The organism is Nocardia alni, from assembly GCF_019038435.1.
Taxonomy (GTDB): Bacteria; Actinomycetota; Actinomycetes; order Mycobacteriales; family Mycobacteriaceae; genus Nocardia; species Nocardia alni.
In genome coordinates this window covers 34,474-53,333 of sequence record NZ_JAGPOX010000009.1, presented here as the reverse complement: position 1 = coordinate 53,333, position 18,860 = coordinate 34,474, and the positions used below count along the sequence as shown (strand labels likewise).

Here is an 18,860-nt window from a genome sequence, read left to right as displayed (position 1 = left end):
ACATGTCAACTCCGCAGAATATTCCGGTACAGCCCGTCCTCGGCATCGGATTCGGGCCCGCGAACCTGTCCACCGCGATCGCCGTACAGGATCGGGGTCTGCTCGAACACTGCCACTTCATCGAGCGATCCCCCGGCTTCCAGTGGCAGAACGAGCAGATGCTCGCCGGGGCGGATATTCAGAACAATCCGTTTCGCGATTTGGTCATGCCGCGCGACCCGGGGCACGAATACACATTCATCCGCTATCTGTACGACCGCGGCGATCTCACCTCCTACCTGCACTACAACGCCAAATTCGCGCTGCGCAACGAGTACAACGGCTATTTGAACTGGGTCGCATCGCATTTCGACGACCACGTGACCTACCGGCAGGAGGTTCGGGATGTCACGGTCGTGCAGGATCCGGCGGGCGCAGAGTGCTTCGAGGTCCGGACTCTCGACCGGATCTGGCGGGCACGCCACCTGCTCCTGGGCACGGGACGCTCGCCGAACATTCCCGAGGAATTCGGCGCCGGCAGCCCGCGGGTATTCCACGCCAGCCGCTACCTGTCGAGCATGGCGCGCCTGTCGGACGAGCGCGCGGCGTTGCGGACCGTGGCCGTGGTCGGGTCCAGCCAGAGCGCCATCGAGATCGTGCTGAATCTGCTCGGACGCCCGGATGTCGAACGCGTGGTGTCGATTCAACGAGGAATCGGGTTCCGGCTCAAGGACACCAGCCCGTTCTCACGCCGGGTGTTCCTGCCCGAATTCATCGACTATTTCCACCCGCTGCCGCTGGAAACGAAGAAGAGCCTGCGAGCCCAGCTTCGCGCGGTCAACTACGGCGCGTGCGATCAGGACGTCATCGAGCGGCTCACCACCGTGCAGCGGGACTACGCCCAGCGGGGATCGGATCGCTTCGCCCTCGCGCCGTTCTCGCGGGTGCACGCCGTCGACGCCGACGGCGACGGACCGCTGACGCTGACCCTCGCCGACATCAACAACGGCAGCACCTCGACGCTCGGCGCGGACGCCGTCGTGCTCGCCACGGGATACCGCGACTTCGGCACCGACGCCGACGACGAGCAATGCCACCCCCTGCTTCGCTCGGTCCGCGACAGAATCGGCGTGCACAGCGACGGCACGCCGCGGGTGCACCGGGACTACTCCCTGGACTTCGCCGGCCCCGACGACGAGCTGTCGATCTACCTGAACGGACTGTGCGAGGCCAGCCACGGCATGGGTGACGCCGGGGCGCTGGCGGTGCTGTCCACGCGCGCGGACGATATCGCCGAATCGCTCGGCGCACGACTGTCGGCGAGGCGGCGCGCACCCGCCGGACTGCTGCGCGTGTCATGAACGCGGGCGCCGACATGAACAGGGACACCGTGGACGCCGACATCGTGGTCGTCGGGGCGGGCATCGTCGGACTGTGCACGGCCGCGGCGGTCGTGCACAGGGGCGGCAGGGTCGTGATCGTGGCGCCCGGCGACGCGCCCGTCTCCGAGGCGTCCGGCGGGTTGATCCGGCGCTTCGACCTCGACGCCGGGCCGCTGGCCGAGCTGGCGTCGGCCAGTTTCGACCATCTGCGGGCGATCGCCTCCGCCTACTGCGCGTTCCAGCCCAGCGGCGCCCTGACGCTTCAATACGGCCACGATCCACTGCCGACGCATGTGCGCACCCGCACGGTGCCGTACGCGTCCCAGTCGCTCAACCAGCGGTGGCCGCAGATCACTGTGGCGCCCAACGTGATCGGCGTCTTCGAATCCGGCGCCGGATGGATCGACGCGCCCAGGATGCTCGTCGCCGAGCGCGGCGACCTGCGGGCCCGCGGCGCCTGCTTCGTGCACGACCGCGCGGTCCGGGTGATCACCACACAGGGCCGGGTCCGTGGCGTCGTGACCGCGGCCGGTGAGCGGATCATGGCCAGGAGGGTGGTGCTGGCGGCCGGCGCCGGGTCGGCGGCGCTGGCCCGCACCGCGCAGGTGTCCTACCCGCTGCGCACCCGGAAGATCGGCTACTGCTACTTCCGGGTCGGGCGGGATCGAATCCGCAACCTGCCCAGCGTGGTCGACCGGGTCGGCGCGATGTGGGTTCGTCCCTGCACGAACCCCGATTTCGTCCTGGCCGGGCACAAGGTCCAGGTGTTCGGGGTGCCCGCGGTCGTCCGCCACGAGATCTCCGACTCGGACGTGCGCCAGATCCGCACCGCGGTCGCGCCCGTATTTCCGCTGGTGGCCGATGCTCCGGTCGTGGGCGGGGTGACCGCCTACGACGCGGCTCCGGACTCCGCGACACCGGGCCCGGTCCACCACTGCGCGAACCCGCACGGCCTCACGATCGCCGCCGGATGGAACGGGGGCGGGTTCAAGGCCGCACCCGCCATCGCGGAACTCGCACTCGAGGATCGGTCGTGAGCACGTCGCCGGGCAGACCGGCCAGGCTCAACGCCACCGACGAAATGCTCGCCGTGGCAGAGAATTCCGTCGGCGCGTCACGTCGGATCCAGATCGTCTGGGCGCTGCCGCACCGGCCGGATCCGGCTCGTCTGCATGAATTCTGGAAGAGGCTGGACGCCGGTGTGCTCAGCCGGCAGCCGAGATCGCCCGTGCTCCCCGGGGCGCGCCGATGGTGGTCTGCCACCGGCAACGAACAGCAACCCTGCCTGGGCGCGGATCCCCTGCGCGACAACCAGATTCTGGAGTGGCTCGACCGCCAGGTGACCGCCCCGCTCGACGGCCGCCGCCTGTGGGCGCTGAGCTACTGCCCCACCGAGACCGGATCGGTTGTCTGCCTTACGGTCCCGCACTCCACCATCGACGGCATCGGCCTGCTCCGGGCAATCGACGCGACCACACGGCGACCGGACGCTCCCCTGCCCGACCACCCCAGCGGCATCGACGACCTGCGCGACATCGCCGATCAGCTGATCACCGGGACCCCGGATACCGCGCGCTGGCTGGGCAAGGTCGGCCGCGACGCGCGGTTGCGCGCCTCGATCCGCGACGCGGTTCGCTCGATGGCGAAATCACGTGACCGGTCCGGCGATTCGTCCGCGGGTGAAGAGCCGCAGTTCTTCTCGACCGCCTTCGTCACCGTGCCGGCCGCGGCGTGGGAGGCCGCGGCCGACGCGGTGGGCGGCACGACCAACAGCCTGTTCCTCAGTGTCGCCGAACGCCTGTGCCGCACGGCGATCGAGGAAACGCGCGGCAGGCCACTGGAGATCGGTATTCCGATCAGCCTGCGCGGCGAGGACGACGATTCCTCGGCGAACGCGCTGGTGGTCGTGCCGCTGCGAATCGACGAGAACGCCCCGGCCCCGCACCGGGTCCGCGCGCTGACCAAGGACCGGCTCGCCCGCGTATGCCCGGAAGACACCACGCTGATACCCCAGGCCCTCTGGCATCACCTGCCGCACGCGCTGTCTCGTGCCCTGAAGACACCGGGCGCCCAGTTCACCGATGCCGTCGCCTCGAACTTCGGCGAGACGCCGGGCCGGGTGCCGGACGCGATCGACCATCGGCCCGCGTCGAAGGTGTTCGTGCGGACCATGAGCGTCCCCGGAGTGGTACCCGGCCGGGCACGACTACGCCTGTCGCTGTGCATGATTCGCGTCCGTACCGAACTGTCCCTGTCGATCACCGGAATCCCCGGCCATTTCGGCGCCCCGGGCCGGCTGGCCGACACCGTCGAATCCGTCCTGCACAGCCTGCGCATACCGGCCGAGAAATGGACTGTCTCATGATCCCCGATCGCTGGTTCCGGACCGTACCGGACTCCTCCACCCTGTCGCACAGCCGAATCCTGTCCCGGGTGCTGGTGCCGCTGGCCCGGCTCGACGAGCAGATCGCCGATTACGAGGCCATGCAGGGATGCCGCGCCGATCTGCGCATGCCGATCCCGGACTTCGGCGGCCTGGAACTCGCCGCCGTCGGGGGCGTGCTGCTCATCGCGAGTGAACGCCCCTTCACCACCATGCAGAAGCGCACGCGGTTCTCGTTGATCGTCCCCGAGCTGGACCGCCAGATCGGGATCGCGACGCAGGTGGGCGCGCAGATCCTCGAGCCGGTCGAGAAAATTCTGCCGGGCCGCAGAGCCCGTCTGCGGTATCCGGGCGACGTCATCGCCGAACTCGTCGAGCACCGGCCGCTGACAGGCGAGCGGCCACACTCTCCGAGTCCGGCGACGGCGGGGCGTCGGACGATCGGCCCGAATCTCGAAGTGCCGCTGCACGAACTCCCCGCCGTCGCCCATGCCTTCGCGACGGTGATCGGATATCCGGCCAGTCCCGGATCGTCACCGCGCACGCACCACGTCCGCGTCGGCGACCTCCTCATCGCCGCCCGGACGCCGGCGCTGTGACGCCTCGACCAACTCGACATCCCCTCCCCGTCGGGTCGAATCGCATTGCCATCGGTTCGCGGCACTCGATGCGGAAAATCGTGTCAGCGGCCCCGCGCCCGGATCCGATGCCCGGGCAGCGGCCGTAGGCACAGGGCCGGCCGATCCGCGGCACCCGTCGGGCAAAGCCCGAAGATCGACAATCCGGACATCAACTGGACTCGATGAACTGCGCATCACCCCCCGGGCGTGCGCAGCGAGGCACTCGCGGACCGGGCCCGCGATCTCTCCACGCAAACTAGTAGATGTTTTTACCATCCAGATGTTAACATCATCTTAGCTGTGGTTGCAGCCCCTTCGCCGCAGACTTGGGGCTGCGGCCGCGGCCCGTTCGATCAGGAGTTATCACCGCCGTGGAGACAACCGGCGACACACAAGCCGATCCGACATGGGAGATCCGGCGGCTGTACGCAGCCGCGGCGATTTCCCATTCCCCGCGTCGCACGAACTCGAGATGCCATGGGCATCCAGATGTTGATATCATCCGAGTTCGGATACGCCATCGACCACGGAAGTTGTCATGAGTACCACGGTTCGATCACGAGAACGGGCACGCACCGCAGCCGATGTGCTTGCCGACGCACGCTGCGTGATGGGGACGCCGAGACGACCGGCCGCGCGGCTGCGCTCGATCGGACTCGATGACGCCGCGACGCCGGGGAGCGCCGCGGGAATCGACGCGGCGTTGCCGGCAGCACTGGTATTCGGGGCCGCCAAGGCGGCCGGTTCGAGCAGCACCGGGGAGTGCCGCGCCGAGGCCGCTGCCGTGGGACTGCTGTGCGATTTCTCCGCGCTGCACGAACAGCCACCGGCCGCCGGCGGGGACGGCCCGTCGGCCGAGCACGCCGCGGACTCGCACGCTCGCGACATGGTTCTGACCCGGGTGGTCAACGAGTTGGTCGGACGGCCCAGCAGTACCGTCGTGGCCCGCGTGCTGGCCGCCCTGTCGAACGACCCGGACAGGGCGGCGCAGCAGGCTGCCGTCGAGACCGCCGAGGACGGCACGCCCGCGTCCGCGGCGCGTTCGGCGGCCGTGCTGATGTCGTGTGCCTGCGAGATGGGAGCCATCGCCGCCCACGCCACCGCCGCCGACCGCGCGACGCTTGCCGGCTTCGGGCACCACATCGGACTGGGGTTCCAGCTGACCCAGGACCTGCTCGGAATCTGGGGCAACCCCAGTGTCACCGGACGACCGATGTACGGGGACATCGCGGATCGGGTCGAGTCGCCACCCATCACCGTTGCGCTGCAAGCCGATTCACCGGTCGCGCGAGAGCTCTGCGAGCTCTACGCTGGAGAGTGTAACGATACTTCCACACTGCATCGGATGGCGTGCATGATCGAACTAGCCGGCGGCCGCAGTTGGGCCAATCGTCAACTCGACCACCACCTGACGACGGCCCGGGAATGTCTCTCGGCGCTGTCGCCCAGCGCCGATACCGAAGACCTGGCCTTGCTGACGGGGATGATCGCCGGCAGGGCGTCATGAGTGAGCGAGGCGACCTCGATCGGATCCCCGTGGCGCCGGGAGCATTACCGTTCTTCGGCCACGGATTACGGTTGCTCGCCGACCCGCTCGGCTTCATCTCCTCACTCGGCGGGAAGAACGCACTGAGCCGAATCCGGCTGGGCCCGTTGACCATCGTGATGGTGTGCGACCCGGACACCAGTCGCAGCGTGCTGCTGGACGATAGGACCTTCGATCGCGGCGGCCCCCTCTACGACCGCTCCCGCGAATTCGCCGGTAACGGCCTGGGCACCTGCACGCACAGCGCGCATCGCCGCCAGCGGCGACTGTGCCAGCCGGCCTTCGCGGCCGATCGCCTGCCCGGATACGCGCAGGCCATGACCGCCTCGATCGATGAGGTCCTGGCATCGTGGTCGCCCGGGCAGACCATCGATGTGAGCGCGGAGATGTCCAAGCTGACGGTCCGGGTCGCGGTCCGCACGATGTTCTCGTCCTCGTTCCCGGCCCACCTGGTGGATCAGGTGGCCGACGACTTCGCGGTGATCGCCAAGACGATGTTCCGGCGAATGGTGATGCCGCCCATCGTGAACCGGATGCCCACCCCGGGCAACCGGCGCTACTACGGTGCACGGCAGCGGCTGCGCGCGGTGGCCGCCGACCTGATCGCGCAGCGCCGGACCGATCCGCACGATCAGTCGGACCTGTTGTCCGCGTTGATGCGGGCCCGCGATACCGACGCGGGCGACGACGCCGGTCTGCACGACGAGGAACTCGTCGACCAGGTGTTCACGTTCCTGTTCGCCGGGGCCGAGACGAGCGCGAGCACGCTCGCCTGGGCCCTGTATCTGCTGTCGCAACACCCGCAGGCGCGCAGTCAGGTCAACAGTGAGGTGGACCAGCACCTCACCGCGGCAACGGCATCGGCGAGCGACCTGCCGAACATGCCCACCCTGGACCTGGTCCTGCGGGAAGCGCTGCGACTGTATCCGGCGGGCTGGCTGCTGACCAGGGTCGTCTCGGCCACCACCCAACTCGACGGAGTCACCATCCCCGCGGGGACCATCGTCGCGGTGAGCCCGCACCTCATTCACCGCCGCGCGGACCTCTACGCCGACCCCGGCGAATTCGCGCCCGAGCGCTGGCACTCCACCACCGCGGGCATCACCACCTACATCCCGTTCGGTGCGGGCGCCCGGCGGTGCATCGGCGATCAGTTCGGCCTGTTGGAGGCGGGCCTGGCGCTGGCGACCATCACGGCTCGATGGGACCTGACCCCGGTGTCCACGCGGCCGGTATCGGTGTCGCTGGAACATCTTCCCGCACCGAAGAATCTGATGATGACGCTGACACCGAGAGCACACTCCAGCACCGCGGCGTCGGCATAGCCATGGCCACGCACGAAGCGACATTCGCCGGACGGTCCCCCGCGATCCTGCCCGTGAATTGGCTGCGCGAGGCGCGGATCTGCTGGTCGTTCACCCGGCGTGATCTCAGCGCGACCGTGATCCCCGCGACCATATTCGCCATCGCCGCGTGGGCGCACACCGGACACCAGGCGCTGTCGCTGCTGGTCGTCGCGGTGAAGTGCCTGGTCTACTTCTGGCTGTACATCTACACCTTCAACCTGTCCAACCAGCTGATCGGTATCGAGGAGGACAGGCTCAACAAGCCCGAACGGCCGCTGGTCACCGGGCTGGTGACGCCGCGGGGAGCGTGGTGGCGCCTGGCGATCGTGACGGCCTTGTTCCTCGCGGCCGGCGCCGCCCTCGGAGTGCTCTGGTGGACCCTGCTGTGGGTCGCGGCGTGGGTATTCCACAACCATCTGGGCGGTGCGCGCCGCTTCTGGGGCAAGAACGCCGCCATGGTCGCCGGCACCATCGCCCAGCTCGCGGCCGCCTGGCAGATAGTGACGCCCCTGAGTACCCCGGCCTGGACATGGATTCTGGCGATCGCCGTCCCGCTCGGTCTGCTGGTGTCCCTCCAGGACCTGCGAGACGTCCAGGGCGACCTCGCGATCGGCCGCCGCACCGCCGTCACGGTATTCGGCGACCGCGCCTGCCGATATGTTTTCGCCGTCGCGTTCGCCGTCTACCCGTTCGGCCTGTACGCGCTGCTGTACCGGCACACCATCTGGCCGGCCGTGGCCCTCGGGGGCGTGTGTGCCGCGGTCGCGTTCACCATCGCCTATCGCGTCGTCGCGATGCGCACTCCCCGGGCCGACCACAGAACTTACATGCTCTACACCTACTGGTATTGCCTCACGCTGGCCAGCGCCGTCGCCGCCCTGGCGCACCACTCGCACATGCACACATGACACGGCCGCTCGAGCGGCGCGCTGGCGGGCCGGGGAAGCACGGGATGGCAGGATGAGATGACCTGCCCGAACGACAGGAGAACAAAGACAAACCATGGCTCGATTGACGAGAGCGGAACAGCAGGAGATCACCCGCCAACGGGTACTCACCGCGGCGAAAACGGAATTCGCACAGCGCGGATTCCGTGCCGCCACCGTCGACGGTATCGCCGAGAGAGCCGAACTGACCCGCGGCGCCGTGTATTCCAACTTCCCGGGAAAGCGAGCCCTGTACTTCGCCGTCCTCGCGCGCGAGGCCGAACAGGCGCCCCCTCCTTCCGGCCGGCACAACGGGCACAGCCCCAGTGCGGCATTGGGCATGTTCGCGCGCACCTGGGTTCAGGGCCTGCCGCGGATCACCGATTACCATTACGATTCCGACAACAAATTCCTCTCACCGGCGCTGAGCCTCGAGTTCATCCCGGAGATCATGATCGATGAGCGCGTGCGCCGCTGCTTCGCCCAGCTCATCTCCCTCGACGCGATCCTGCTCGCCGCGACCCTGGACGAACTCGATCCCCAGCACTCCCCCACCCGGTCGCTGCGCATCGCGGAGGCCGTGCTGACCATCCTCTACGGCGCGACCCAGCTCTCGTTCGCCGCGCCCGGAGCGACCGACCCCGACCATGTCATCGCGCTGTGCGAGCACGTCGCGCACCTCGAAGGCGAGCCGGTCGCGCCGCCCGCGCCGCGAGCGACCGCCGCATCGGTCACCACCGTCGACGAGCCCTGGTCCCCGCCCGCGGCGATCGACCGGCTGCACAACAAGCCCGCCCGCACCGGCTCAGGCATCGTCTCCGTCCTGGGCATGAACCGCATCTCCGCCATCCGCGAGATCCTGCGCGCGAGCCCGCAGGAGCATCGGCTCACCCTCGTGATAGTCACCAACGATCCCGCCGAACTCGCCCCTCTGGCCCGGCTGGCGATCGCCGACTTCAGCCGATCCCTGCGCCACGCCTTCCCCGCCCGGGCGATTCCCGATATCCAGATCATCGTCGACGAAGCGGGCGCGACCGCCGCGGCGTGCGGACTCGACCGCGTCACCGACGACACCGAATTCACCATCGCCACCGGTACGAACCGCATCACCGCCAGGGCCGAGGGCCCGGGAGCGTTTCGCGCCGTCGCCGAGCACGCGAACCAGCGGTCGACGTCGTTGCAGCGCTAGCGTTCCCGCTGCGGCGCACCGCAGTTGAGTCATTGGCTGTTCAGATTTACTGCAACAAAAAGGGTTTCACTGTCGCACCCGGGGAAGCGCATTCTCGGGCGGGGTCGGCACGTGGCCGGTTTTCGTAAGTCCAAGTGGCCCATATCCGCAAGCTCGAATCCATGTGCCTTTGGGACAAAAAGTTGCTAATTTCGGACAATGGATTCGTTCCGCCTCCCGCCAGGCGTTCTGCCCCACAGCACAGCCAGTGTGCAGATGATGGTCAACGCTGGACAGGCACACGGCCTGACCGAAACGTTGATGCTGGATGGCGCCGGAATAACCTCGGACGAGCTAGCCGATGAGAATACGCTGATCTGGCCGTATCAGGAATTCACGGTCGCGCGAAACCTGTTGTCCCAGCTCGGGGACCGGCCCGGACTGGGCGCGCAGACCTCTGCGCAGGCCACCATCGGCAAGGGCGGGGTGGTCATCCTGGCCGGGCTGGTCAGCCAGACGGTCGGCGACATTCTCGTGCTCGCGACCCGCTACCAGGAACTGCTATCCGTCGTCGCGCCCTACACCTGGGAGGAGAATGATGACGAGTTCATGATGGTGGTCCACGGTGAAGGAGTTCCCGAGGATGTGCGCTCGTACTTCGTCGAACGCGAAATCGGCTCCGTCCTCGGCGCTCGCGAGATGCTGAATCTGGATCTTCCTGTCGTGGGCATCGAGATGCAGATCCCCGCCGACCGCGGTGAGCAGCTGGCGCGCATCCCCCCGTACGACCGGTATCGGCTCGCCTTCGAGCGGCCCCGCAACATGCTGATCTTTCCCCGCTCATTTCTGAAACAGCCCATGCCGCATGCGGATGCGGGCACGGCCGCGGCTCTCGAACGGCAGTGCCAGGAGGCGCTGCGCCAGCTCCGGGAAACCGGCCGCACGCTCACCACGACGGTCCGCGAGCGCCTGCTGAACGACCGAGGGCAGATGCCGACGATGACGCAGGTGGCCGCGGAACTGCATATGACGGTCCGCACCCTGCGACGCCGATTGACCGCCGAGGGCACCAACTTCCGCAGTCTGCTCAACAACGTTCGCGAGATCAAGGCCGCCGAACTGCTCCGCACGACGGCCACGGTCGAGGACGTGGCCCGCCGCCTCGGCTACGCCGAAACCGCCAACTTCACACACGCTTTCACCCGCTGGCGAGGCATGTCGCCGCGTGCGTACCGGCAATCGGCGCCGCGCAAGTAGTCCGGCCGGACGATCGCCCGAATCAGTTGCCGCGTACGGACTCTCGATCCGTGATCAGCTCCGGGTGGAACGTGGTCACCATCCGGCGGATCCCCTCGCGCCAGCCGACGGTCGTGTCCCCGATGAGTTCGCGCAGCCGGGACGCGTCGGTCGGATTACCGCGCAGCGCATGGGAACTCTCGTCGAATACGGGTTCCTTGCCGACCAGCGAACCGAGGTACTCACACCACTCCTGCAGGCTGACGATCTGCTCGCCGCACCAGTTGACCGTCGTGGCCGGGACCGACGCCGCCGCGAGCAGCTTCGGGATGGTCGCGATGATGTCGTCCTCGTGGATCGGGTTGTAGCGAGCCGGGCCGCCGGGCGGAACCGGGATCGGGATGCCGGCCAGGATCATCTCCATGTGGTAGAACGGCCATCCGCCGTGGTCGCCGTACGGGACGTTGAGCCGGGCGATGATGGTGGGCAGGTCGAGCGCCCGCGCCATCGTGCGCGCGACGACCTCCCCGGCGATCTTGGAAATCGAGTAGGTCGGGAACATGGGTTTGTGGTTGTCGCCGAGGGCGGCCCGCTCGGTCCGGGGTTCGTCGCCCGGCGGGTCGTAGACCGCGGCGGACGAACAGTGCAGGAAGGCTTTCGCGCTCCGGCAGTGCGCCATCAGCAGGCCCACGGACTCGGCGTTGGCGCCCAGATCCTTGTCCCAGTCACCACTCTTGGCGACGGCCAGGTTGAGCACGTAGTCGAAGTCGGTCGGCAGTCCGGCGAACTCTCCGGTCGCCAGATCGACTGTCTCGCACCGCACCCCGGCCTTGTCGAGGACCGCACGGGCCGCGGTGTCGCTGAACCGGGCGATCCCCCACACTTCGTTGTCGACCGCAAGGGCCCGGGCGATGGGGGTGGCGACCTGTCCGGTCGGACCGGTGATCAGGATCTTGGAGTCACGCATCCGCTGATGGTAAACGACCGACCGGCACGTTCCACCCGGAATCATTCACCTGTGACCACCGCGCGGCGAGGAACGATCCCGTGCTGGGCGCTCGACTAACTGCGAAGTGCCACAAGGCCCTAGGATCGAGTATGGCGACCCCGACGGGTCCGGAACGGAGGCAGTGCTGTGGGCGACAACGAGGAAATCGCACTCGATCTCGGTCTTGATCGGGCCCACGGTGCCCGCATCTACGACTACATCCTGGGCGGCAAGGACTATTACGACCTCGACCGCGCGGCGGGCGAGGAATCACTTCGGGCGTGGCCCGCGCTGCGGGTCCGCATGCGGGCCAACCGTGAATTCATGCACCGGGCGGCCCGGTTCCTGGCCGCCGAGCGCGGCATTCGCCAGTTCCTCGATATCGGCACCGGCATCCCCACCCGGCCCAACCTGCACGAGGTGGTCCAGGCGATCGCGCCCGAGACGCGAATCGTGTACGCGGACAACGATCCGATCGTGCTGGCCCACGCCAGGGCATTGATGTCCAGCACCCAGCAGGGGCGCACCACCTACATCAACGCCGACATGCGTGAGCCCGAATCGATTCTCGCCGCACCGCAACTGCGCGAGACGCTCGACCTCGACGAGCCCGTCGGGCTGCTGCTCATCGCGATGCTGCACTTCATCGAGGACGACCAGGAGGCATTGCGGGTCGTCCGCCAGGTGATCGACGCGCTGCCCTCCGGCAGTTACTTCGCCACGACGATAGCCACCGACGACTTCGATCCCGAACCGCTGGCCAAGGTCCGCGATCTGTACCACGCACACGGCGAAACGCTCGAGTGGCGCACCAAAGCGCAAGCGCAAGAGTTCTTCACGGGCCTGGAACTCGAGGAGCCGGGCCTGGTGCAGATGCACAAGTGGCGTCCCGACTCCAGCAACGAGGGCATCGCGGACTCCGACATCGCGATGTACGCAGCGGTCGCCCGCATACCCTGACCGGAACGAAACACGGTGTGTAGCTCGGTGACCGGCGCGACTGCCGGCCACCGAGGCTACCGTTAACTACTGACTCGACGCTTTACTGGTGTCGAACAGAGTCATCCAGAACTCGCGCTGCACGGCGTCCCACAGATCCTGATGCTGCGGCAGCGCCTCACGCGCGTCGGCGAGATCCAGCGAGCGGATATCCCCGGAGAACACGATGGTCCCCGGCTGTGCGAGCGGCAGGAGCTTGCCGGGCCATTCGACCGCGGGACTGCAGTCGCCGAGCAACATTACGCGCTGTATCCACGGCCGCTGGCGAATCAGACTCCAGTCCGCCATCTTCCTGCCATCGGCAGTCGTCGTCGTGCGCAGGCCTTTTCGCTTCACTACCGCCCTCTTTGCCGCTCGCGGTTCCCGATGCCGGGGGACACGACACCCCGGCATCGGGAAGATTCGAACGCACTATCCGTGATCACCTGACACACAGGAGCATTCGCTCCGAGATCGGCGGCAGGCAGGGGCGCTCTCCGGGCAGACGCTGCGTCGATCGCTCGTTCAACGAGGCTTCTCATGCTCGTCTCCTCCTGTCGCGGAACGCAATTGACTGCCTGCGGTACAGACCTCGAGTCAGGCGTCTCGGTTGTCGGACAGTGTTCCAGACACAGCACGCATATGCAACGGCACCTGCGAATGAACATACAGTCGCAGATGCAAACGCAGATCCATCTGCACGTGCGTTTGCATGTACAGTGGTACTGAGAGTCTCAGTAATCGGCAGGAAGTGTGTGAGTGTGATGTCCGACAGCGCTGCCCCGCGCGCGACGACCCAGGACGAGATCGGTTGGCGCAAGAGCTCGTACAGCGGTCCGCATGGCAATTGTGTTGAGTTGGCAGGCCTTTCGCGCGATCACATAGCGATGCGAAACTCTCGCGATCCCGATGGCCCGGTCTTGTCCTGCACTCGTGCGGAATTCGCCGCGTTGGTGCGAGACATCAAGGACGGCGGCCTGGACGGGCTGATGCTGTAGGGTGTCCCGCGGTGGTGCACCCACAGGGCTGCAGATTCTGTACAGCATGGGAGTGACTCGATGACAGGCGGTGCGGTAGTTCAGCCGTCCGCCGAACGTGGTCCGACAGTTCTACGGATCGCGCTCGGTGGCCAATTACGCAAACTCCGTGAGGAACGCGAGATCACCCGCCAGGCCGCGGGCGACGCGCTGCGCGCATCCGAGACCAAGATCACGCGGCTCGAACTCGGTCAGACCGGGTTCAAGGAACGCGACATGCAGGACCTGCTCACGCTGTACGGCGTGGACGACCCCGAGGAGCGCGAACGCTTCCTCGGGCTGGCTCGTCAGGCCAGCCTGCCCGGCTGGTGGCATCGCTACACCGACCTGCTGCCCTCCTGGTTCGAGACCTACGTCGGTCTGGAACAGGCCGCCTTCGGCATCCGCATCTACGAAACCCAGTACATCCCCGGCCTTTTCCAGACCGCGGACTACTCCCGATACATCTTCGGACTGGACTCGCGGGAAGAAGCGCAACGTCTGGTGGACATGCGAATGCGCCGGCAGCGCATACTCACCCGCGAGCCGAGCCCGCCGACGGTATGGGCCGTGATCGATGAGCATGTGCTGCGAAGACAGCCACGGGACCCGCGAGTGGCCCGAGACCAGCTGGCACATCTGCTCGAACTGACCGAACTGCCCAACATCACCATCCAGGTACTCCCCGAGACCTCCGGCCCCACTCCCGCCGAGGGCGGCTCGTTCACCATGCTGCGCTTCCCCGAACCGGAACTGCCCGACGTGGTCTATCTCGAACAACTCACCGGCGCACTCTATCTCGACAAGAGACAGGATCTGCTGCGCTACCGGGCGCTGATGGACACCCTGTGCGCGGCCTACGCCCGGCCGCCGGAACAGACCGCCGACTTCCTGCAGAAGCTGCTCAACGACCGCTCCTAGCCCGTCGTTCCCCCTGGTCCGGGGGCGACCTACGGGCGGAACGACGCCCCTCCGTCGCGAACGTGCATGATGGTCCTTGTCTCGGTCCGGCGGAAGCCATGACCGGTTTTGTTGACGGAGGAGCAGCTCGATGTCGATCGCTATCACCGAAGACCATGTCACGCTTGCCGATACGGCCGCGAAGTTCCTGCTCAGGCGGGAGGCGCGGGCTGCGGGGCGGGCGCTACTGGAGGCCGAGACCGAGACGCTGCCACGGTTCTGGGACGAGGTGCCCGGCCTGGGCTGGCTGGGCCTGCACCTCCCGGAGGAGTACGGCGGGTCGGGGTACACGCTGGAGGAGCTGGTGCTCGTCGTGGCGGAGCTGGGCGGCGCGATCGCACCCGGTCCGTTCGTGCCGACGGTGATCGCGAGTGCGTTCATTTCCGTTGCGGCCGAACAGATTACGCGGGAGAAGCTGCTGCCCGGCCTCGCCGACGGTTCGACGGCGGCGGCTGTGGCCACCACCCCGGGCCTGAGCCTCGACGACGGCACGGCGACCGGTTCGGTGGTGGTACTCGGCGGCGGGCTGGCCGGACTGCTGGTGCTCACGGCCGGGGACGATGTCGCGATCGTCGAACTCGGCGACGGCGTGCGAGTGACGACGCCGCGGAATCTGGACCCGACCCGCCGCTCGGCGCGCATCACCCTCGATCACGCGCCCGCGACCGTGGTGCCGGGCGCCGCGCGCACGCTGCTGGATCTCCAGCGCGTGATCCTGGCGGCCGAGGTGGCCGGCGTCGCCGCCGAGGCGACCCGGCTGGCCGCCGAATACGCCAAGACCCGCATCCAGTTCGGCCGTCCGATCGCCATGTACCAGGCGGTGAAGCACCACTGCGCCAATATGGCCGTGGTCACCGAAACGGCCGCCTCGGCGGTCTGGGACGCCGCGCGGGCCGCCCGCACCGGTGGCGATCAGCTCTCCTACGCCGCGGCCGTCGCGGCCGTGATCGCCGCTCCCGCAGCCGATTTCTGCGCCAACCACATGACCCAGGTGCACGGCGGCATCGCCATCACCTGGGAGCACGACGCACACCTGTTCATGCGGCGCGCCACGGCGCTGCGGCATGTGCTGGCGCCCGACCGCGCGTCCACCGATCTGGTCGACCTGGTACGCCAGGGTGTTTCGCGGGCCAAGGCCGTCGAATTGCCGCCCGAGGCCGAGGCCGTGCGTACGCGGGTGCGTGAATTCGCCCGCGGCCTCGCCGAGCTTCCCGCGGCCGATCAGCGCACCAGACTGATCGAGTCCGGGTACGTGATGCCGCACTGGCCCGAACCTTTCGGCCGCGGCGCGGGGGCGATCGAGCAGTTGGTGATCGAGCAGGAGTTCACCGCGGCCGGGGTGACGCGCCCGTCCTACGGCATCACGGCGTGGAACGTGCTCACCATCATCCAGCACGGCACTCCGGACCAGCTCGAGCGCTGGGTGCGGCCCGCGCTGGACCAGGAGGTCGTGTGGTGCCAGCTGTTCAGCGAGCCGGAGGCGGGTTCGGACGCCGCGGGCATCAAGACCCGCGCGACCCGCGTGGACGGCGGCTGGCTGATCAACGGCCAGAAGGTGTGGACCTCCGGCGCCCACGTCGCGGGGATGGGCTTCGCCACCGTGCGCACCGATCCCGACGTGCCCAAGCACCAGGGCATCACCATGATGGCGATCGATATGCACGCGCCGGGCGTGCAGGTTCGCCCACTGAAAATGGCTTCGGGGAATTCGGAATTCAACGAGGTGTTCCTCACCGACGTGTTCGTGCCCGACCAGGACGTCGTCGGCACGGTGAACGGCGGTTGGTCGGTCGCGCGCGCCACGCTCGGTAACGAGAGCGTGAGCATCGGCAGCGGCGGCGCGGGGGTCATGACCTTCCCGGGCGCCGCGCTGGTCCCGCTGTTCGACGCCGCGCCCGAGCGCCTGACCGGCGGCGCCGCGCGCATCGGCCGCTACATCGCCGACCACCAGGCCGTCGAACTGCTCAACCTGCGCGCGGCCGGGCGCGCCGTCGCGGGCGGCGGGCCGGGTCCCGAGGGCGCGATGACCAAACTCATCGTGTCGGAACTCGGCCACGAGTCGTCGGCCATCGTCTCCGAACTCCTCGCCGAGGACGCGTTGTTCATGGACGGCTTCGCCGCGACGGGCAACATGATGGTGCTCATGCACCGCGCGATGTCGATCGCCGGTGGCACCTCGGAGATCAAGCGCAATCAGATCGGTGAGCGCATCCTCGGCCTGCCCCGCGACCCACTGCTGCAATAGCGGTCGACATCCGTTGTGCCGCCGCACGATCCCGCGGCGCCTCGCCCTCCGGCGCATATCTTCCAAACTTGAAATATTGCGAGATTGGAAGTTTTGCTCGACCATGGAGGCATGACGCCGCAGGGGTTGCGAGAGCGCAAGAAACAGGCGACTCGCGCGGCGCTGAGCCAGGCCGCTTGGGCGATGATGCTGGAGCAGGGCCTGAAGGCGGTGAGTCCGGAGAGCGTCGCCGAGATCGTCGGCGTGTCCGGACGTACCTTTCGCAACTACTTCTTCTCGGTGGAGGAGGCCATCGTCGAGGCCGCGGTCCGGCACGTCGAGTCGGTCGCCGACGCGGTGCGTGCCCGGCCCGCGGACGAGCCGGTGTGGGACGCGCTCGCCGCGGTCCTGCCCGATATGGTCGCGACGATGGTGAGCAGCCGCGAGGACGTGGCGACGCTGTCGCGGGCCGGGCGCGAGAATCCGGCCATCCTGGCCGCGCACCTGACCACGATCGACCGCATCGCGCGGCAGTTGACCGAGGCGATCGCCGAGCGCATGGGCACCGATCCCGAGCAGGATATGTCGACCCGGTTGCTGGCCGCCGCGGCCGGGGTGACGATGCGGACGTCGCTGGAGGTGTGGTCCGCGGGCGACGGTTCGACCAGCCTGTCCGACGTGGTCCGGGCCGCTCTCGCGCAGTTGCGCAGCGGAGTTCCGCAGGGCGGCATCGCCGAAACGGGCTGAAGCCCCGATACCTCGCGGGCGGGAGGCCCGTTCGCATATTGATCGGATATGAGTAATCGCTGATAGTGAGGAAGATCGATGACCAGTACCGTGCACGCTGCTCCGCGGTTGCCGTTCGACCGCCCCAACGCATTGGAAGTGGCGCCCGAGTACGCGGCCTTGCGCGAACAATCGCCGGTGACCCGGGTGACCAGTCCCGCAGGGGATCCGGCCTGGCTGGTGACGGGGTACGCGGAGGTCAGGCAGATCTTCGGAGACGCCCGCTTCGGTCGTCGACATCCCACGCCGGAGACGGCGGCCAGGGTGTCGGAGGCCGCCATCGCGGGTGGCTCCCTGGGTGATTACAACACCGAGACGCGGGACCACCAGCGGCTGCGCAAGATGCTCGTGCCCGCGTTCTCCGCGCGGCGGATGATGCGGCTCACCGAGCGGATCCAGGAGTTGACCGCGCACTGCCTCGACGACATGCAGAAGTTGCGCGACGCCGATCCGGACGAGCCCGTGGACCTGAACAAGGTGCTGGCATTTCCGTTGCCGGCCTTGGTGATCAGCGAACTGCTCGGGGTGCCGCCGGAGGACCGCACCCTGTTCGGTGAGCTGTCCAAGCGGATGACCGCGATGTACGACGGCGCGGACGCGTGGGCGGCGCGGTCCGAACTCGAGGCGTACACCGCCGGGCTGGCCGCGGCCAAACGCGTTAACCCGGGCCCGGACGTGATCTCCGACGTCGTCGCCATGCAGGAGGAGGACCCGACCTTCACCGACTTCGAGGCGGCCCGGCTGGCGGCGGGCCTGTTGTTCGCCGGACACGAGACCACTTCCGGCCGAATCAGTTTCGGCGTGCTGTGGCTGCTGTCGGATCCGAACCGGCGGGCGGCGTTCGTAGCCGATCCCGACGGGCAGGTCCAGCCCACGGTGGAGGAGATCCTGCGGCTGGCCGCGCCGTCGGCGGGCCCGGGCCTGCTGCGGTACGCGCGTGAGGACGTCCAGGTCGGCGGGGTCACCATCGCCGCCGGTGACCTGGTCCTGCTCAATACCGACGCCGCCAATCGCGACGAGTCGGTCTACACCGATCCGCGGGAATTCCGGGTCGATCGTAAGCCCAACGCCCACTTGACATTCGGCCACGGGATGCACGCGTGCATCGGCGCCAACCTCGCGCGGACCGAGCTGCGGACCGTATTCCCCGCGCTGTTCCACCGGTTCCCCGGCCTGCGCCTGGCCGCGGACGTGAACGAACTCGAGATCCAGACCCATCTGGTCACCGGCGGCGTCGACCGGGTTCCCGTCCTGTGGTGAACGCGAGAACTTTATTCTCGCATTAGAGAGTTTCATATTCACTCGAGGCATACGATCGGAGG

At 67.9% G+C, this 18,860-nt stretch carries 17 protein-coding genes; 15 read left to right on the top strand and 2 right to left on the bottom strand.

Annotated elements, in window-relative coordinates:
* The first annotated feature begins 2 nt into the window (after positions 1 to 2).
* The 9 genes from JZ791_RS05850 to JZ791_RS05810 all read left to right on the top strand — a co-directional run bounded on the left by JZ791_RS05850 (position 3) and on the right by JZ791_RS05810 (position 10,607).
* Positions 3 to 1,340 (top strand): SidA/IucD/PvdA family monooxygenase, encoded by a 1,338-nt coding sequence (locus JZ791_RS05850; RefSeq protein ID WP_216893131.1) that lies wholly within the window; start codon positions 3 to 5, stop codon positions 1,338 to 1,340.
* A gap of 14 nt (positions 1,341 to 1,354) precedes the next feature.
* Positions 1,355 to 2,398 carry an NAD(P)/FAD-dependent oxidoreductase gene (locus tag JZ791_RS05845; protein ID WP_216893130.1) on the top strand — a complete coding sequence of 348 codons (1,044 nt, stop codon included), beginning with the start codon at positions 1,355 to 1,357 and terminating at the stop codon, positions 2,396 to 2,398.
* Positions 2,395 to 3,726: a hypothetical protein gene (locus tag JZ791_RS05840; protein WP_216893129.1), complete on the top strand. Its 1,332-nt coding sequence runs from the start codon at positions 2,395 to 2,397 to the stop codon at positions 3,724 to 3,726. Before JZ791_RS05845 ends, JZ791_RS05840 begins: the two co-directional genes overlap by 4 nt.
* Positions 3,723 to 4,343 (top strand): hypothetical protein, encoded by a 621-nt coding sequence (locus JZ791_RS05835; protein ID WP_216893128.1) that lies wholly within the window; start codon positions 3,723 to 3,725, stop codon positions 4,341 to 4,343. The genes JZ791_RS05840 and JZ791_RS05835 overlap by 4 nt, the downstream gene beginning before the upstream one ends.
* Positions 4,344 to 4,902: 559 nt before the next feature.
* Positions 4,903 to 5,871 (top strand): polyprenyl synthetase family protein, encoded by a 969-nt coding sequence (locus JZ791_RS05830; RefSeq protein ID WP_216893127.1) that lies wholly within the window; start codon positions 4,903 to 4,905, stop codon positions 5,869 to 5,871.
* Positions 5,868 to 7,235: a cytochrome P450 gene (locus tag JZ791_RS05825; protein WP_216893126.1), complete on the top strand. Its 1,368-nt coding sequence runs from the start codon at positions 5,868 to 5,870 to the stop codon at positions 7,233 to 7,235. The genes JZ791_RS05830 and JZ791_RS05825 overlap by 4 nt, the downstream gene beginning before the upstream one ends.
* Positions 7,236 to 7,237: 2 nt before the next feature.
* Entirely contained in the window at positions 7,238 to 8,164 is a 927-nt protein-coding gene (locus tag JZ791_RS05820) for a UbiA family prenyltransferase (RefSeq protein ID WP_216893125.1), read from the top strand.
* A 103-nt stretch (positions 8,165 to 8,267) separates the two neighbouring features.
* Complete coding sequence (locus tag JZ791_RS05815) at positions 8,268 to 9,371, top strand: TetR/AcrR family transcriptional regulator (protein ID WP_254205266.1); 1,104 nt, start codon at positions 8,268 to 8,270, stop codon at positions 9,369 to 9,371.
* A gap of 258 nt (positions 9,372 to 9,629) precedes the next feature.
* On the top strand, positions 9,630 to 10,607 hold the full coding sequence (locus JZ791_RS05810; RefSeq protein ID WP_216893123.1) for an AraC family transcriptional regulator: 978 nt from the start codon (positions 9,630 to 9,632) through the stop codon (positions 10,605 to 10,607).
* A 22-nt stretch (positions 10,608 to 10,629) separates the two neighbouring features.
* On the opposite strand, the gene JZ791_RS05805 is transcribed toward JZ791_RS05810, so the two are convergent.
* Positions 10,630 to 11,553 (bottom strand): NAD-dependent epimerase/dehydratase family protein, encoded by a 924-nt coding sequence (locus tag JZ791_RS05805; protein ID WP_216893122.1) that lies wholly within the window; start codon positions 11,551 to 11,553, stop codon positions 10,630 to 10,632.
* A 168-nt stretch (positions 11,554 to 11,721) separates the two neighbouring features.
* Here JZ791_RS05805 and JZ791_RS05800 point away from each other — a divergent pair, with 168 nt between their 5' ends.
* A complete protein-coding gene (locus JZ791_RS05800) occupies positions 11,722 to 12,534 on the top strand; it encodes an SAM-dependent methyltransferase (RefSeq protein ID WP_216893121.1) in 813 nt (270 codons plus the stop codon).
* Between the two features lie 66 nt (positions 12,535 to 12,600).
* Here JZ791_RS05800 and JZ791_RS05795 read toward each other — a convergent pair whose 3' ends face one another.
* Positions 12,601 to 12,909, bottom strand: a complete 309-nt coding sequence (locus tag JZ791_RS05795; protein ID WP_216893120.1) for a hypothetical protein — start codon at positions 12,907 to 12,909, stop codon at positions 12,601 to 12,603.
* 407 nt (positions 12,910 to 13,316) lie between these two features.
* On the opposite strand from JZ791_RS05795, the gene JZ791_RS05790 reads away from it, so the two are divergent.
* From JZ791_RS05790 to JZ791_RS05770, 5 genes are all read left to right on the top strand, one after another.
* A complete protein-coding gene (locus JZ791_RS05790; RefSeq protein WP_216893119.1) occupies positions 13,317 to 13,550 on the top strand; it encodes a DUF397 domain-containing protein in 234 nt (77 codons plus the stop codon).
* Positions 13,551 to 13,610: 60 nt separating this feature from the next.
* Positions 13,611 to 14,489 (top strand): Sco1979 family transcriptional regulator, encoded by an 879-nt coding sequence (locus tag JZ791_RS05785; protein ID WP_216893118.1) that lies wholly within the window; start codon positions 13,611 to 13,613, stop codon positions 14,487 to 14,489.
* 130 nt (positions 14,490 to 14,619) lie between these two features.
* Positions 14,620 to 16,773 carry an acyl-CoA dehydrogenase family protein gene (locus JZ791_RS05780; protein ID WP_216893117.1) on the top strand — a complete coding sequence of 718 codons (2,154 nt, stop codon included), beginning with the start codon at positions 14,620 to 14,622 and terminating at the stop codon, positions 16,771 to 16,773.
* Positions 16,774 to 16,884: 111 nt separating this feature from the next.
* Positions 16,885 to 17,499 carry a TetR/AcrR family transcriptional regulator gene (locus JZ791_RS05775; protein WP_216893116.1) on the top strand — a complete coding sequence of 205 codons (615 nt, stop codon included), beginning with the start codon at positions 16,885 to 16,887 and terminating at the stop codon, positions 17,497 to 17,499.
* 78 nt (positions 17,500 to 17,577) lie between these two features.
* Complete coding sequence (locus tag JZ791_RS05770; RefSeq protein WP_216893115.1) at positions 17,578 to 18,798, top strand: cytochrome P450; 1,221 nt, start codon at positions 17,578 to 17,580, stop codon at positions 18,796 to 18,798.
* Positions 18,799 to 18,860: the final 62 nt, after the last annotated feature.

Excerpts from the sequence above, each read along its gene's own strand:
- JZ791_RS05790 (WP_216893119.1), top strand. The coding sequence starts at position 13,317 with ATGTCCGACAGCGCTGCCCCGCGCGCGACGACCCAGGACGAGATCGGT.
- JZ791_RS05820 (WP_216893125.1), top strand. The coding sequence starts at position 7,238 with ATGGCCACGCACGAAGCGACATTCGCCGGACGGTCCCCCGCGATCCTG.
- JZ791_RS05770 (WP_216893115.1), top strand. The coding sequence starts at position 17,578 with ATGACCAGTACCGTGCACGCTGCTCCGCGGTTGCCGTTCGACCGCCCC.
- JZ791_RS05830 (WP_216893127.1), top strand. The coding sequence starts at position 4,903 with ATGAGTACCACGGTTCGATCACGAGAACGGGCACGCACCGCAGCCGAT.
- JZ791_RS05805 (WP_216893122.1), bottom strand. The coding sequence starts at position 11,553 with ATGCGTGACTCCAAGATCCTGATCACCGGTCCGACCGGACAGGTCGCC.
- JZ791_RS05780 (WP_216893117.1), top strand. The coding sequence starts at position 14,620 with ATGTCGATCGCTATCACCGAAGACCATGTCACGCTTGCCGATACGGCC.
- JZ791_RS05785 (WP_216893118.1), top strand. The coding sequence starts at position 13,611 with ATGACAGGCGGTGCGGTAGTTCAGCCGTCCGCCGAACGTGGTCCGACA.
- JZ791_RS05775 (WP_216893116.1), top strand. The coding sequence starts at position 16,885 with ATGACGCCGCAGGGGTTGCGAGAGCGCAAGAAACAGGCGACTCGCGCG.
- JZ791_RS05825 (WP_216893126.1), top strand. The coding sequence starts at position 5,868 with ATGAGTGAGCGAGGCGACCTCGATCGGATCCCCGTGGCGCCGGGAGCA.
- JZ791_RS05810 (WP_216893123.1), top strand. The coding sequence starts at position 9,630 with ATGGTCAACGCTGGACAGGCACACGGCCTGACCGAAACGTTGATGCTG.
- JZ791_RS05835 (WP_216893128.1), top strand. The coding sequence starts at position 3,723 with ATGATCCCCGATCGCTGGTTCCGGACCGTACCGGACTCCTCCACCCTG.
- JZ791_RS05850 (WP_216893131.1), top strand. The coding sequence starts at position 3 with ATGTCAACTCCGCAGAATATTCCGGTACAGCCCGTCCTCGGCATCGGA.
- JZ791_RS05845 (WP_216893130.1), top strand. The coding sequence starts at position 1,355 with ATGAACAGGGACACCGTGGACGCCGACATCGTGGTCGTCGGGGCGGGC.